Annotated in this window: 18 protein-coding genes; 7 read left to right on the top strand and 11 right to left on the bottom strand. The window is 34.0% G+C overall.

What is annotated here, in order from left to right; translation table 11 throughout:
• The first annotated feature begins 72 nt into the window (after window positions 1-72).
• Together ABH959_RS11320 and ABH959_RS11315 are read left to right on the top strand one after the other, a co-directional pair.
• Window positions 73-918, top strand: a complete 846-nt coding sequence (locus tag ABH959_RS11320) for an oxidoreductase (protein ID WP_404492596.1) — start codon at window positions 73-75, stop codon at window positions 916-918.
• A 39-nt stretch (window positions 919-957) separates the two neighbouring features.
• The gene (locus ABH959_RS11315) at window positions 958-1,467 is read left to right on the top strand and encodes a GrpB family protein (RefSeq protein WP_404453630.1); all 510 of its coding nucleotides are present in this window, start codon (window positions 958-960) and stop codon (window positions 1,465-1,467) included.
• A gap of 108 nt (window positions 1,468-1,575) precedes the next feature.
• Here the strand turns inward: ABH959_RS11315 and ABH959_RS11310 are convergent, their stop codons facing one another.
• The 5 genes from ABH959_RS11310 to ABH959_RS11290 all read right to left on the bottom strand — a co-directional run bounded on the left by ABH959_RS11310 (window position 1,576) and on the right by ABH959_RS11290 (window position 4,095).
• Window positions 1,576-1,959 (bottom strand): DUF4181 domain-containing protein, encoded by a 384-nt coding sequence (locus ABH959_RS11310; RefSeq protein WP_404453627.1) that lies wholly within the window; start codon window positions 1,957-1,959, stop codon window positions 1,576-1,578.
• A gap of 165 nt (window positions 1,960-2,124) precedes the next feature.
• A complete protein-coding gene (locus tag ABH959_RS11305; RefSeq protein ID WP_082180372.1) occupies window positions 2,125-2,442 on the bottom strand; it encodes a DUF4181 domain-containing protein in 318 nt (105 codons plus the stop codon).
• A gap of 63 nt (window positions 2,443-2,505) precedes the next feature.
• Window positions 2,506-3,348: a PP2C family serine/threonine-protein phosphatase gene (locus tag ABH959_RS11300; protein ID WP_404453621.1), complete on the bottom strand. Its 843-nt coding sequence runs from the start codon at window positions 3,346-3,348 to the stop codon at window positions 2,506-2,508.
• Window positions 3,326-3,817, bottom strand: coding sequence for an HIT family protein (locus ABH959_RS11295; protein WP_404453911.1), 492 nt, complete (start codon window positions 3,815-3,817; stop codon window positions 3,326-3,328). The genes ABH959_RS11300 and ABH959_RS11295 overlap by 23 nt, the downstream gene beginning before the upstream one ends.
• Window positions 3,818-3,921: 104 nt before the next feature.
• Entirely contained in the window at window positions 3,922-4,095 is a 174-nt protein-coding gene (locus tag ABH959_RS11290) for a glycine zipper domain-containing protein (protein ID WP_016095574.1), read from the bottom strand.
• Between the two features lie 215 nt (window positions 4,096-4,310).
• Here ABH959_RS11290 and ABH959_RS11285 point away from each other — a divergent pair, with 215 nt between their 5' ends.
• The gene (locus tag ABH959_RS11285) at window positions 4,311-4,547 is read left to right on the top strand and encodes a hypothetical protein (protein ID WP_002110275.1); all 237 of its coding nucleotides are present in this window, start codon (window positions 4,311-4,313) and stop codon (window positions 4,545-4,547) included.
• Window positions 4,548-4,594: 47 nt separating this feature from the next.
• On the opposite strand, the gene ABH959_RS11280 is transcribed toward ABH959_RS11285, so the two are convergent.
• Together ABH959_RS11280 and ABH959_RS11275 are read right to left on the bottom strand one after the other, a co-directional pair.
• On the bottom strand, window positions 4,595-5,431 hold the full coding sequence (locus ABH959_RS11280) for an ABC transporter permease (RefSeq protein ID WP_002127727.1): 837 nt from the start codon (window positions 5,429-5,431) through the stop codon (window positions 4,595-4,597).
• On the bottom strand, window positions 5,424-6,629 hold the full coding sequence (locus ABH959_RS11275; protein WP_404492595.1) for a quaternary amine ABC transporter ATP-binding protein: 1,206 nt from the start codon (window positions 6,627-6,629) through the stop codon (window positions 5,424-5,426). Before ABH959_RS11275 ends, ABH959_RS11280 begins: the two co-directional genes overlap by 8 nt.
• A gap of 173 nt (window positions 6,630-6,802) precedes the next feature.
• On the opposite strand from ABH959_RS11275, the gene ABH959_RS11270 reads away from it, so the two are divergent.
• A complete protein-coding gene (locus tag ABH959_RS11270) occupies window positions 6,803-7,660 on the top strand; it encodes a glycine betaine ABC transporter substrate-binding protein (protein ID WP_215583671.1) in 858 nt (285 codons plus the stop codon).
• 46 nt (window positions 7,661-7,706) lie between these two features.
• On the opposite strand, the gene clpP is transcribed toward ABH959_RS11270, so the two are convergent.
• Both clpP and ABH959_RS11260 read right to left on the bottom strand, forming a co-directional pair.
• A complete protein-coding gene (gene clpP, locus ABH959_RS11265) occupies window positions 7,707-8,288 on the bottom strand; it encodes an ATP-dependent Clp endopeptidase proteolytic subunit ClpP (RefSeq protein ID WP_404448794.1) in 582 nt (193 codons plus the stop codon).
• A gap of 20 nt (window positions 8,289-8,308) precedes the next feature.
• Window positions 8,309-8,995: an RNA polymerase subunit sigma-70 gene (locus ABH959_RS11260; RefSeq protein ID WP_340952548.1), complete on the bottom strand. Its 687-nt coding sequence runs from the start codon at window positions 8,993-8,995 to the stop codon at window positions 8,309-8,311.
• Between the two features lie 143 nt (window positions 8,996-9,138).
• On the opposite strand from ABH959_RS11260, the gene ABH959_RS11255 reads away from it, so the two are divergent.
• From ABH959_RS11255 to ABH959_RS11245, 3 genes are all read left to right on the top strand, one after another.
• Entirely contained in the window at window positions 9,139-9,459 is a 321-nt protein-coding gene (locus tag ABH959_RS11255; protein ID WP_002147392.1) for a 2Fe-2S iron-sulfur cluster-binding protein, read from the top strand.
• A 4-nt stretch (window positions 9,460-9,463) separates the two neighbouring features.
• Window positions 9,464-10,126: a ribose 5-phosphate isomerase A gene (gene rpiA / locus ABH959_RS11250; protein WP_098168322.1), complete on the top strand. Its 663-nt coding sequence runs from the start codon at window positions 9,464-9,466 to the stop codon at window positions 10,124-10,126.
• Between the two features lie 105 nt (window positions 10,127-10,231).
• A complete protein-coding gene (locus ABH959_RS11245) occupies window positions 10,232-10,666 on the top strand; it encodes a GNAT family N-acetyltransferase (RefSeq protein WP_404448788.1) in 435 nt (144 codons plus the stop codon).
• A gap of 212 nt (window positions 10,667-10,878) precedes the next feature.
• Here ABH959_RS11245 and ABH959_RS11240 read toward each other — a convergent pair whose 3' ends face one another.
• Window positions 10,879-12,246: a lytic polysaccharide monooxygenase gene (locus tag ABH959_RS11240; protein WP_404492594.1), complete on the bottom strand. Its 1,368-nt coding sequence runs from the start codon at window positions 12,244-12,246 to the stop codon at window positions 10,879-10,881.
• A 438-nt stretch (window positions 12,247-12,684) separates the two neighbouring features.
• Complete coding sequence (locus ABH959_RS11235) at window positions 12,685-13,245, bottom strand: phosphatase (RefSeq protein WP_340953931.1); 561 nt, start codon at window positions 13,243-13,245, stop codon at window positions 12,685-12,687.
• Between the last annotated feature and the right edge of the window lie 25 nt (window positions 13,246-13,270).

Below are 13,270 nucleotides of genomic sequence, written 5' to 3'. Positions count from 1 at the left end.
ATATCTTTATACAATAAATAGATTTTATTCCCATAACTCGTTATGATAAAAGAAAAAGAAAGCGAGCGAACAATGAATAAAAAAATCGCGATTATTACAGGGGCATCAAGTGGATTCGGACTTTTAACGACACTTGAACTTGCGAAAAAAGACTATTTTGTCATTGCTACAATGCGAAATCTTGAAAAACAAGTAGACTTAATATCTCAAGCTACTAAACTCGACTTACAACAAAATATAAAAGTTCAACAATTAGATGTAACAGATCAAAGTTCTATACATAACTTCCAATTATTTTTAAACGAAATAAACAGAATAGACATTCTCATAAATAATGCAGGATATGCAAATGGGGGCTTTATCGAAGAAATCCCAGTGGAGGAATACCGAAAACAATTTGAAACAAATCTTTTTGGAGCTATATCCATCACGCAACTTGTCTTACCATATATGAGAAAGCAGAAAAGCGGAAAAATCATTAATATAAGCAGTATTAGCGGGCAAGTAGGATTCCCTGGTTTATCCCCTTACGTTTCTTCAAAGTATGCATTAGAAGGCTGGAGTGAATCCCTTCGCTTAGAAGTAAAGCCTTTCGGAATAGACGTTGCCTTACTTGAACCTGGTTCTTATAACACGAACATATGGGAAGTTGGTAAACAATTAGCTGAAAACCAATCTGATACAACCTCTCCTTACAAAGAATATATGGATAAAATACAAAAGCACATAAACAATGGCAACGATACACTTGGTAATCCGATGGATGTTGCAAATAAAATCGTAGAAATTGCTGAAGCAAGGCGTACTACATTACGATACCCAATTGGGAAAGGTGTAAAATTTATGATCTTTGCGAAGAAGGTTCTTCCTTGGAGATTGTGGGAGTTTCTTGTATTGAGGAGCTTTAAGAAAATGTAAGTAACTTTATTTAAAAAATATGTAAGGGGTGCTAATTAAATGCTAGGTTTACCCTATGGTAAAGTGTTTTTAGTTCCGTGGTCCGAAGAGTGGGAATTTGAGTTTTCAAAAGAAAAACAATTAATTGAGGAACACATTGGAAAATATATTTTAGCAATACACCATATTGGAAGTACTTCCATCCCGCATTTAAGCGCAAAACCTATTATTGATATTGCGATGGAATTAAGAGATTCCAAAAGTGGTCTAAAATGTATTACAAACCTAGAACAATTAAATTATAAATATAGAAAAGATGTATTACCAGAAAGGTATTATTTCAATAAAGGTGAGCCAAGAACCCATCAAATTCATATGTATGAACAAGGGAATCCATATTTAATAGAACAATTAAAATTCAGAGATTACTTAATAGACAATAAAACCTCTCGTATGCAGTATGAACAGTTAAAGATTCAACTTTCAAAAGCTAACCCAAATGATAAGCATAAATATGCAGAGGATAAAACAAATTTCATTAAATCCATCTTGACTAAAATAAATGATTAAATTGCGAAGACCGAACTTCGTACACATAATAAGAAACCATTCATGTATAGATAAATGGTTTCTTATTAATTAGTTATTTCATTATTTATACCTTCAAAAATCATTTTATTATGCAGCAGATGGAAAGAAGTAAAATAGTATTGAAGTCATAAAAATAAACGTGAATATCCCAATTATCGAAAATATATATTCTTTCGATTCTCTATCATACTTCCATTCCATCAATGCTCTTAAGATTATCGTCCCCCCTAAATAAGTAAAAATGACATAAGCAATATTTACACGTTCGAATTTAAAGATAAATATAAAGCTAGTTATTAAATAAATAAAAAGTAGTCCTATTTCCAATTTTTTATGTAAACTATTTACATGTTTCTTATATCCCCAAAATCCGCTCTTTGGCATATTCAATTTTTTTCTTAAAAATCGATCCAAAAAGTAGCCCGCTATACAAAAAACAAAAATTATAATCCAAAATGTATAGGTTCTCAATATCATTCCTCCTATTACTTCATTGAATTGTTTAAAATAAAGTGGACTATATTAACGGTTATTGAACGAGTATTCTTGAATGATCTTCATTAAAAATGATCGCTTCTGCACGTAAGAAAGGTCTTTTCATTTCTTCTCTCCCTCTTACTTTAAATTTATACTATATTAAAGGAAGAAATATAGTATGAACCCTGTTATTATTAATGCTACAACTCCTAATAATGAAATCAAAAACTCACGCGATTCCTTATCATACTTCCACTCCATATATGATTGAAATCCATATAACGTAATAAAAAACAAAAGAGGTACATAGCCCATAAATATACGATTTGGAAGAAAAGTGCTTATAGCAATAACAACTATATAAGAGGAAATAATAATTCTATTTCCCCATTTATGTGTATCATTCACATATTGGTTATTCCATCCTTTTTGTTTCGGTATATTTAACTGTCTTCTCGCTATTCTTTCAAAAACCAATAAAGATAGCACCCATAAAATTAATAAGGATATTTTTGTAACTGACAGAAAACCCTCTCCTTTTTATTTTTTAACTTTAATTTTCTCCGGCTGATCACTCGGATACGTAGCATATGCATCATTTTCATAATCCCAACTAATAATGGTCGCACTATCTCGTCCTAATTGATGATGAACGTGTTCTAAAATATTGTGAACATTTTCTTTAAGCTCTATATTATTTTTATTCATATCACTGTATAGGTTTAATGGCGTTTCATAACGGCGTTCCCCGCATTCTAATATCCCATCTGTCACCATTACAATTCGATTCTTTCCAGTACGTAGTTCACGAATTCCTGAAGAATAGCATGGAACGGGTAAATCAAACGTGTTTACATTACCAATCCATTCATAAAATTGACGTTGGTTTAATGTATATTGTCCTAATTTATGTAATTCATCATGAAATACATAAACTAGGCAATCACCAATAGATAGCCACCATATGTAATTTTCTTTTCTTACACATATTAAGCAAGCTGTTTCACCTTTTACTCTTTTGCACTTTTCTTTAAATGAGGAGGATTGAAAAATTGTAAGTATATGATTTTCAACAGATCGAAATACTGTTTCAATCGGTTCATTCATAATTACTTTTATATTTTCATATTCTGCTTGAATCGTACTTACTACTAAATCAACACTTTCTGCACTATTATGTCCGTCTAATATAACGGTGAATTCCCAATCACCATTCGACCAAACTAATGCACCGTCTTCATTCTTTTTTGCTCCGGCACTTATATTTCCGCCGTATTTACCAAGTACGATATCACCATATTGCTTGACTGAAACTTCGTCTAAACACATTTCTCTACTTCCAACCCATGAATATTGTGTATTATTTGTTGTATGCATACTCATTCACCATATACTTTCGTATTCTTTCGCATAGTTTTTTTATTTTCTCTGAATCTCCATAGGGTGCACCAGTCCAATTTGCTACTTCAGTCGGTAACCAAAACTCTTTTGGTGTATTTGGATAACGCGGTATAATGTGCATATGCATATGCGGTACACCATTTCCTGAAACGAAAGTGTAAATATGTTCTGCACCTTCGCTTTCTTTTAACGCTTTACTTATTCTACTTGTTATAAGTCCGAATGCTTTTGCCTCATTTTCAGTTAATTCAGCGAGACCAGGTACATGTCTTTTTATATCTATCATTACATAACCAAGATATATTTCTTCTGCATCCCAATGGACATGTCCAACGTAAACGAGTTCATCTTCGTAAATAGCTCCACCCGGAACTGTAATATTCCCTTTATGTTTTTCACAAATGAAGCAGTTTTGTTCTGCTTGATTGTTTATTGGCATATTCATCACCATCCTTTGCATATATAATATCATAAAAAAAGGAGAAATAGGTTTTATATTCCGAAAATTCAATCTCTTTAAATGAGAATTTTCACATTAAAATAATTTACAACTCATTATTTCTTCAAAAGCGTAATCCCCATTCCAACTGCAATCCCAATCGCTATTCCGATTGCTATATTATCAGTAAATACACCAGGAATTACACCGATTACAACACCTATAGCGACACCAATTGTCATAGCATCATTTCTTTTTTTATGTTTAGACAAAATTGCATCTCCTCTCATCATTTCTCCCTATATAATATCTATTTACATGAACGTTGCTGTTTCCTAATATATTTACTATTCCGCTTAAAAATTTCCAAAAAATGTACTTTATTACTTTTCCATTCCCCCTACATAATCCTCTTCGTTTGAAAGAATTTTCAAGTCACCATTACATATACATAGGCATTTACTATAAGAAAGATCAGTAATTTATTGAAGGAGGAACGATTCAAATGTATCCTCATTGGAATCCAAATATAAATCAACAATATGCTTACTCCCCCCATCCAGTAAGGAATACACTGCATTATGATTCGCAATACATGATGCAGCGCATCGCAAGCCTTGAAAGCCAATTAGCTAAATTAATCTCATTAATCGAAGAAAATAATCATTTAATTAAATCAATGGAACAACAGCAAAACCAAGTTTGTGCACCAGCTGGAGGTTCTGTTATTGTTCGGATGTAATTCGAATTCAAAAAACACACTTTGTAGTATAAAGTGTGTTTTTTGAATTATTTTCTTTTTGTATAAAACCCTTGCGTAATTCGATCTAATATAATCGCAATCACGACGATAGCTAGTCCAGCTTCAAATCCCATTCCGATATTTACTTGTGTTACAGAGCGATACACATCGACGCCAAGTCCTGGCGCTCCTACAAGTGAAGCTGTTACAACCATTGATAACGAAAGCATAATACTTTGATTCACGCCAGCCATGATCGTTCCGGTTGCGAGCGGTAATTGTACTTTAAATAATTTTTGTGATGCGGTAGAGCCAAATGCATTCGCAGCTTCAATTAAATCTTCTGGAACTTGTCTAATTCCTAAGTCTGTAAATCTGATTGTCGGTGGCATAGCAAAAATAACGGAAGCAATAATGCCTGGTACGACGCCTACTCCAAAAAATGTTATCGCGGGAATGAGATAGACGAATGCCGGCATTGTTTGCATAAAATCTAATGTCGGCTTTAAAAATTTTGAGAAACGTTCATTTTGAGATGCTAAAATGCCAATGGGAATTCCGATAATAATTGAAATAATAACTGACGTAAGTACGAGCGCTAATGTTTGCATCGTTTGTGCCCAGTAGTTAATATTTAAAATAAATAATAATCCGATGAGCGTAAAAATGACTAAAGATAATTTCCTCGTTGTGTACCAAATGAGGAAACATAAGATGATAATCATCACTATGGCTGGTATTATTGTTAAAAAATTAGTGAGTAAATCAACGAATCCACCGATAATATAGGAGAATCCTCGGAACAAGCCTTCAAAGTGCTCATATAAACTTGCAACAAATGAATCAACCCATTCGCCTAATGGAATGCGCGGAATATTATTCATCGTCTTTCACCTCTTCCTCGATGTTTCCTGCAAGAGCTTGAATGACACTTTCACGTTTAATAATTCCTCTTAACCTTTTCTTTTCATCAATTACCGGTAATGGATATTTCATCTCTGCCATTTTTGCATACGTTTCTTCCAGTAATGTATCTAAATACACGTGCGGGATATCGTTAAGTAATAAATCAGCAATTGGCCATTGTTTTTGTACCGCTTTACTTGCATCATCCGCAGTTAATATACCTAGAAATTCATACTTTTTGTTTACAACATATACCGTAGAAACACCTGCATTCCTCATAATTTGAAGTGCTACACGTGGTCCACGATCAATTAATAAAGTCTCCGGTCGTTTCAATATAGATTCCGCCGTAATTACTTTTCCTAAATTCACGTCCGCCACGAATTTCTCTACAAATTCATTGGCAGGACTCATCATAATTTCTTCCGGTGTTCCAATTTGGACAATTTCTCCATCTTTCATTAATGCGATACGATCACCAATTCGAAGAGCTTCATCTAAATCATGTGTAATAAATATAATTGTTTTTTCCATTTTATCTTGTAACTCTAACAATTCATCTTGCATTTCTTTTCGAATTAGTGGATCTAATGCACTAAATGACTCGTCCATTAGTAATACATCTGGATTATTCGTTAGTGCCCTTGCGATTCCAACACGCTGCTGCATACCACCACTAAGTTGGCTTGGGTAATTATCTTTATGATGATCTAGCCCTACTAACTGTAGCGATTCTAACGCCTTATTTTCTCTTTCCTCTACTGGAACTCCTTGAATTTCTAACCCGTACGCAACGTTTTGTATCACTGTACGGTGCGGAAATAAAGCGAACTTTTGAAACACCATGCTCATCTTCGTTCTTCTTACTCTTCGCAACTCTTCTTTTCCCATCGTCGCGATATCTTCACCATCTATGTATATATGCCCCGCTGTCGGTTTAATTAATTGATTTAGCATTCGAACCAATGTAGATTTCCCACTACCGGACAAACCCATAATAACGAAAATTTCTCCAGTGTATACTTCAAACGTTGCCTTTTTCACACCAACGTTCATTCCTGTCTCCTTTAAAATTTCCGATTTGCTTTTTCCTTCTTTTAATAAGGTAAGCGCTCGTTGCGGATGTTTCCCAAAAATTTTTGTTACATTTTCAACACGTACCTTTGTATTATCCATGTCACTACTCCTTTTCTACCCATCTATTTACATAGTGTTGCGATTTTACAGAGAAATATTACATAAAAATGACATATATAAGATTTCTTTAAAAATTCTTGTTTCCGTTCATAATAAGAAGGTTCACTTATAGATTAATTTATGAAAAGCAAAAGCTTCACAGGAGGTTTTGAATGCGAAAAAAAATATGGATTATAAGTCTGTTACTATTTATTAGTATGATTTTCACTTCTTGTAATGCAACAAATGCAAATTCGAAAGGAAAAATTAAACTTGGTGTAACAAGTTGGAAAGAAAATATCGCAACCGCAAATATGTGGAAAGTTTTATTAGAAGAAAAAGGCTATAAAGTTGAACTCATGTATTTAGAAAAAGCTGCGATATGGACTGGCGTCGCACGTGGTGATGTTGATGCGAATCTAGAAGTATGGCTTCCTGTTACGGATAAACCATTAAATGCCCGTTACAAAGATGACTTCGTCTTAAAATCAAAATGGTATGAAGGTACCGGGCTTGGTTTAGTCGTCCCTTCTTATGTGAAAAACGTTAACAGTATTGAAGATTTAAATGCACATAAAGATGAGCTAGATAATAAAATTGTTGGGATTGAACCTGGTAGTAGCCTAATGAATTTAACGAATAAAGCAATGAAGGCATATGATATAAAATTAAAACTTGTCCAATCTTCAGAAGCTGCGATGATGAGCGAACTCAAGAAGGCATATACGAAAAAGAAACCAATCGCTGTTACGCTTTGGAATCCGCATTGGGGCTTTTCAGAATTTGACTTAAAATATTTAAAAGACCCTAAGAAAGTATATGGTGAAAAAGATGACATTTATTACTCCGTTCGCAAAGGTTTCGAAAAAGATCATCCGGATATTGTGAAATACTTTGATCAATGGAAAATGAACGATGAACAACTAGGTACTTTAATGGTCATGCTAAATAAAACGAAAGATCCGGAAGAAGCCGCGCGAAAATGGATTAAAAAAAATCAAGCTTTAGTTGATGAATGGGTAAAAGAATGACAAAAACAGGCTAGGGAATTTATCATATTCTCTAGCCTGTTTCATGTTATTTTTTCTCAATAACTGCATCAACAATTCCATATTCCTTCGCTTCTACTGCCGTCATAAAATAATCTCTTTCTGTATCATGAGCTACCTTTTCTACTGGTTGCCCTGTTCGATCAGATATGATTTTGTTAATATCATGTTTTAACTTTAATATTCTTTTTGCTGTAATTTCAATCTCTGTTGCTTGCCCTTTTACACCGCCGAGCGGTTGATGAATCATGATTTCACTGTTAGGTAGCGCAAATCTTTTTCCCTTTGCGCCAGCTAATAGTAAAAGCGCACCAAATGATGCCGCAAAGCCCATACAAAGTGTTTGCACATCTGGTTTAATAAGGTTCATCGTATCTAATATTGCAAATCCCGCTGTCGTTGAACCGCCTGGACTATTGATATACAGGAATATATCTTTTCCTGCATCTTCCGCTTCTAAAAATAATAATTGTGCTACTACACTGCTTGCAACTTGATCGTTAATTTCTGAACCAATCATAATAATTCGGTCTTTTAATAATCTTGAATATATATCATAGGAGCGTTCTCCTAATTTCGTTTGTTCTACTACGTAAGGAATTGTATTCATATTAAATCCCTCCATCTATTTTATGCCGCACTAAGCATACAACTGTAAGAAGAAGGTTTTTTCATACTGAATAATAACACCGGTTGTATTGATGGTAACTTAGTAAAGTCTATTGTTGGGAGCAGTTTCGTCAACAATTCAGGTCTTTCTTCACGAATAGAAGTTACAACGATTTCAATATCATCCGTGTACTCCACTATTTCAATGCCTTCTTCACTTACAGTTTTCAGCCTATTTCTACTCCTAAATAACGATGCTTTCACTGCACCTTCTGATACCGAACATACTTTAGCAATATCCGCGATACTATACTGAAAAACATCCTTCAATAATAAAATTACAGATTGTTGCACATTTAACGAAGACAATACTTTCCCTACCATTTCATGCAAATCTGCAATTTTCCCATGTGGTTCTTCAAATGTATTTTGCTGTTCTAACTTTTCTTGAACGGATTTTGATTTCATTTGATCTAACCATTGATTTCGAGCAATTTTATACAGAAGCGTTATACAAATTTCCTTCTCACTATACTTTTGAAGAACTTTGCAAATTGCTTCTTGGGCAAGGTCTTCCCCATCCCATTTGTTTTTTGTCAAAAACGTACAGTATCTTTTTACCTCTGCATAATGTTCAATTAAAAAATTTATATTTGAATGATTCATATCGATATGATCCTTTAAAACGGGAGTTACTTTTGTGCACAAAATAACCACTCCTTTTCAGCGCTTACTTATTAAACGATTGAACAAAGAAAAAAGTTACGGGGCTTATAATTAATTTTATGTTTATGTTCATGAATACGGGTCATAAATATGTTATATAGCATTTTACATGAGGAGGAATCAATTTGCCAAAATTAACAGTTGAAGGTACCGGAACTTTTGATGTTGAAGAAGGGACAAAATTAGTATTAGCACTTGAAGATAACGGTGTACACATTCTTCATCGTTGCGGTGGTAAAGCAAGATGTACAACTTGTAGAGTTGAAGTCATTGCAGGTGATTTTTGTGAAGCTACAAATGATGAAAAACAAGCTATTACGGAAAAAGGAATTGAAGACCACTTACGATTATCGTGCCAAATGCGTGTACATAAAGATATTACTGTGCGCCCAATACTTACAGTTGAAAGTTCCGGTTTAGATGCTGGACCACGTCCGGCGGAGTAAAAGGATGAATTTAAAACAGCTAGCCGGTGAATATGCTGCTGGCTTTGTAAAAGATGGAATGAAGGTTGGACTTGGTACGGGTTCAACTGTATATTGGACAATACAAAAGTTAGGTGAACGTGTGCAAGAAGGTTTATCCATTCAAGCTGTACCAACGTCAAAAGAAACTGAAGTATTAGCTAAACAACTAGCTATTCCTTTAATCTCTTTAAATGAAATCGACATACTCGATCTTACAATCGATGGTGCAGATGAAATCAATAATGATTTACAATTAATAAAAGGTGGCGGTGGTGCATTACTTCGCGAAAAAATTGTCGCTACCTCCTCTGAAAAGCTTATAATTATTGCAGATGAATCCAAACTCGTTTCACATTTAGGTACCTTTCCACTTCCTATTGAAATCATCCCCTTCTCTTGGAAGCAAACTGAAAAGAGAATTCAATCTTTAGGATGCGAAACACGTTTACGTATGAAAGATGGCGGACCATTTATAACTGATAACGGCAATTTAATTATTGATTGTATTTTTCCAAACAAAATATTGAATCCAAATGATACACATACAGAGTTAAAGATGATTACCGGTGTAGTTGAAACAGGATTATTTATCAATATGACGAGCAAAGCGATCATCGGAACAAAAAACGGTATAAAAGAATATTAAGCATTTTAAAGGCTGACTTTTGCAAGTCAGTTTTTTCTTTTATAGTATTACATTATGATATACTATGAAAACACATTCATATCACACTAGAAAGGGCTGAACAATTTGCAATCCAAACTTATAACAGAACTTACAGATTTAGAAACTGCCTTTCACATTCGAAAAGAAGTATTCGTAAAAGAACAAGGTGTCCCACTTGAAGATGAATTCGATACATATGACCAAATTGGCGAGGCATGCAAACATATATTAGTTTATTATAATGAACTTCCTGTAGGAACTGGCCGTATACGATTCGTTGACGGAATGGGTAAACTAGAAAGAATTTGTATTTTAAAAGACTATCGCAAATACGGATTAGGCAAAGTAATCATTCAAAAGTTAGAAGAGATTGCTCGTAACAAAGAAGCAAACAAAGTTAAACTACACGGTCAAACACAAGCTGAAGGGTTTTATGAAAAATTAGGCTATCAAACTTCTTCCGACCTATTTATGGAAGATGGAATTCCACATATTCTTATGACGAAAGTGTTATCATAATAGAAAGGTTACTATATGATTCTACATTATGTATTCGTATAGTAACCTTTCTGTAGCGTATTCGTTTGAAAGTCTCTTTGATGAATATTCTAGATTAATACAAAAAGACGACGCTGAATACGTCGTCTTTTTTATAAGCAGAAAAGTTAATTCTCAAGCTTCCTTTTTTTGTATCAAAGCCCATCATCTTTCATTTCATTTTAAGGTAAAGCTTACACTGTTTTCCATAAGGATAAAGCAAAAATCCAGTTTGGATCCCCATGTCCTTCATAATTCTGGACTGCCTCATACACTTTTCCCTCGTGTAAAACTCTATCTCCCTTTTTATATGCTTTCTTTGCATTCCACGCTTCATATGAAGCGCTTTCAGTTTTTGTAGTAATTGTGAACGTATCACTTTGTACGGATTCATTTCCAACTACATCCACTGCTTTCACTGCATATTTATAAGTAGTATTAGCGAGTAAATTTTTATCCATATAAGAAGTCGTATTGGATGTTGCAATTTTTTTCATTGTTCCTTCTATTTCTCTATAAATATCGTAATAGTCTACACCAACGTTATCATCAGATGGACTCCACATTAGATCCACACTTGACGCTGTTGTTCCCATGCTATGTAATCCTTTTGGTTGTGTTGGTGCTTCTGTATCAGGAGCCTCAACTGTCGTTTTCACTGTAAGCGCTGTACTTTCTTTCGATACATTGCCAGCCGCGTCAATTGCTTTTACAGTATAAGTGTATTCTGTACTTGGTATTAATTGTTTATTAATAAAATGAGTGCCTAGTACAGTGTCAATCATCTCTCCGTTACGGAAAACTTGATATCCTTTCACCCCTACATTATCCGTAGAAGTGTTCCATGTTAGTTCTATACTATTTGCTGTTACTTTTTGCGTCTGAAGTCCATTTGGAATACTTGGAGCTTCTGTGTCTGGTTTCACATCGTTGATGAGGTTAACATCAATTACATTATAGAATGCATTTACTGTATCAGCTACATCCCATACTGCTAAAATCACATGATATCCACTACGGTCAGTAGGTACATTGATTTTGTGAGTTAAATTATTTGAAGCTGCAGAACCATCATGTTGTACAGTGCCAATCGGCTCAAAGTCTGCTCTTGTTAGTGCTTTATTTGGATTCCATCCTTTTTTTGTAATATAGTAATGCCATTTGCTTGTTAAGTGAGGCGCTGTATACTTCCAAGTAAATGTATTTTCCCCACCAGTGATTGTATTTTTAAACCAACGATCCGCTGCTTGTTGATCTAAAATACCGCCAAATTTGCCACCTGCAGAAGCGATTTGCCCATCAACTGGGCCACCTTGTGGGAATCCTTTTGGAGCTTCTAAACTTTGTGGTTCATACATAACACTTCCGCAGTTTACATTTAGAGCACCATAAGTTGGACTACATAAAGCGGAACGGCTACCAGGCTTTTCAACAAAGCCGTGCGCGTATGCATTTTGAGGAATAAGTGTCGTGCCGATAATTCCAGCTGTTAATGCAACAGCTCCTATACTTTTTTTGTTCATTTTCAAGTTTTGTAGTTGTTTTAAAAATCGATTATTCATGTTCCTGTCCCCTTCTTGTTATACTTCGTAGTGTAATGTGGGCTTTGATGTAAAAGAATAACAAGAGTCAACCTTATTTCGTGTATACGTAAATATGCATACACCGTCGTAAAGAAACATTTCATTTCTTGTGATATATTTCACTTACTGAATATATCATGACATAGAAATCACCTAAATGTGTGCAGAAGTTGTGCAGAAACAGTGAAATTACTACTAACACGTAAAACTACATCCTAAATTTATAAAGTAAAAGTGAGCAATAGAAATTGTAGTACTTGTAATGAAAAATTTTAGGTATATATATGGATGAATTGCACCAAGTCGTCTTGAAACCCTTCATCGTTAACTTAAAACGCATGGCAATGTGAGATCACATTATTTTAAAACAACGTGTCATCTCCATTTTCCATATATCTTTCTATCAATACTTTGAAATTACTTATCACTTGTAAACATTTCCGAATCCGTCAATATAGTTTCATAAAACTTATCATATTCTTCACTGTATTGAAGTTTTAACTTTTCTATTAAACTTGTATCTGGTGAAACAATGTCAATAACGTCTGTACTTATATACAATAAATAAGTATCGTTATAAAAAGAAATATACGCTTGCTGACCACCATTAACGACATACTTGCAATACTTATATACTTCATCTTCATGTACACCTTTAATCGTAGTAAATATGATTGTACTTTCAAGATCATCAACGTCTACTTTCGTTTCTGCCCAATTCTTAATCTTCATGAACCTTCCAATTTTTGTTTTCTCATTTATTCTCTTACTTTTACCATATGTTATGTAACCGGAAATAAATGAAACATCAATTGCATCAGGACTTTTAAAAAGTTCAGTCAAAATCCCTCTTAATCCTCTCAAATTACCCTCAAATAATTCTATATCGAATCTAATTCTATTTTTCGCCTCCACTTGAAAAAATGGTGTAGCTGTCATGTCAGCAAAATTTACATCTAGTATTTTCATTCTTTCCATTTCATCAATTCCTCGCTTCATATAA

It is taken from the genome of Bacillus sp. RC51 (assembly GCF_044908115.1).
Taxonomy (GTDB): domain Bacteria; phylum Bacillota; class Bacilli; order Bacillales; family Bacillaceae_G; genus Bacillus_A; species Bacillus_A mycoides.
The sequence above is the reverse complement of the archived record's forward strand: the minus strand, read 5'-3'. Positions and strand labels throughout refer to the sequence as shown.

What these genes read in the sequence shown, in the direction of transcription:
- clpP (WP_404448794.1), bottom strand. Translation starts at nt 8,288, where the DNA reads ATGAATACAATTCCTTACGTAGTAGAACAAACGAAATTAGGAGAACGC.
- rpiA (WP_098168322.1), top strand. Translation starts at nt 9,464, where the DNA reads ATGAATTTAAAACAGCTAGCCGGTGAATATGCTGCTGGCTTTGTAAAA.
- ABH959_RS11240 (WP_404492594.1), bottom strand. Translation starts at nt 12,246, where the DNA reads ATGAATAATCGATTTTTAAAACAACTACAAAACTTGAAAATGAACAAA.
- ABH959_RS11235 (WP_340953931.1), bottom strand. Translation starts at nt 13,245, where the DNA reads ATGGAAAGAATGAAAATACTAGATGTAAATTTTGCTGACATGACAGCT.
- ABH959_RS11295 (WP_404453911.1), bottom strand. Translation starts at nt 3,817, where the DNA reads ATGGTGATGAATATGCCAATAAACAATCAAGCAGAACAAAACTGCTTC.
- ABH959_RS11280 (WP_002127727.1), bottom strand. Translation starts at nt 5,431, where the DNA reads ATGAATAATATTCCGCGCATTCCATTAGGCGAATGGGTTGATTCATTT.
- ABH959_RS11270 (WP_215583671.1), top strand. Translation starts at nt 6,803, where the DNA reads ATGCGAAAAAAAATATGGATTATAAGTCTGTTACTATTTATTAGTATG.
- ABH959_RS11300 (WP_404453621.1), bottom strand. Translation starts at nt 3,348, where the DNA reads ATGAGTATGCATACAACAAATAATACACAATATTCATGGGTTGGAAGT.
- ABH959_RS11290 (WP_016095574.1), bottom strand. Translation starts at nt 4,095, where the DNA reads ATGAGAGGAGATGCAATTTTGTCTAAACATAAAAAAAGAAATGATGCT.
- ABH959_RS11285 (WP_002110275.1), top strand. Translation starts at nt 4,311, where the DNA reads ATGTATCCTCATTGGAATCCAAATATAAATCAACAATATGCTTACTCC.
- ABH959_RS11275 (WP_404492595.1), bottom strand. Translation starts at nt 6,629, where the DNA reads ATGGATAATACAAAGGTACGTGTTGAAAATGTAACAAAAATTTTTGGG.
- ABH959_RS11315 (WP_404453630.1), top strand. Translation starts at nt 958, where the DNA reads ATGCTAGGTTTACCCTATGGTAAAGTGTTTTTAGTTCCGTGGTCCGAA.
- ABH959_RS11320 (WP_404492596.1), top strand. Translation starts at nt 73, where the DNA reads ATGAATAAAAAAATCGCGATTATTACAGGGGCATCAAGTGGATTCGGA.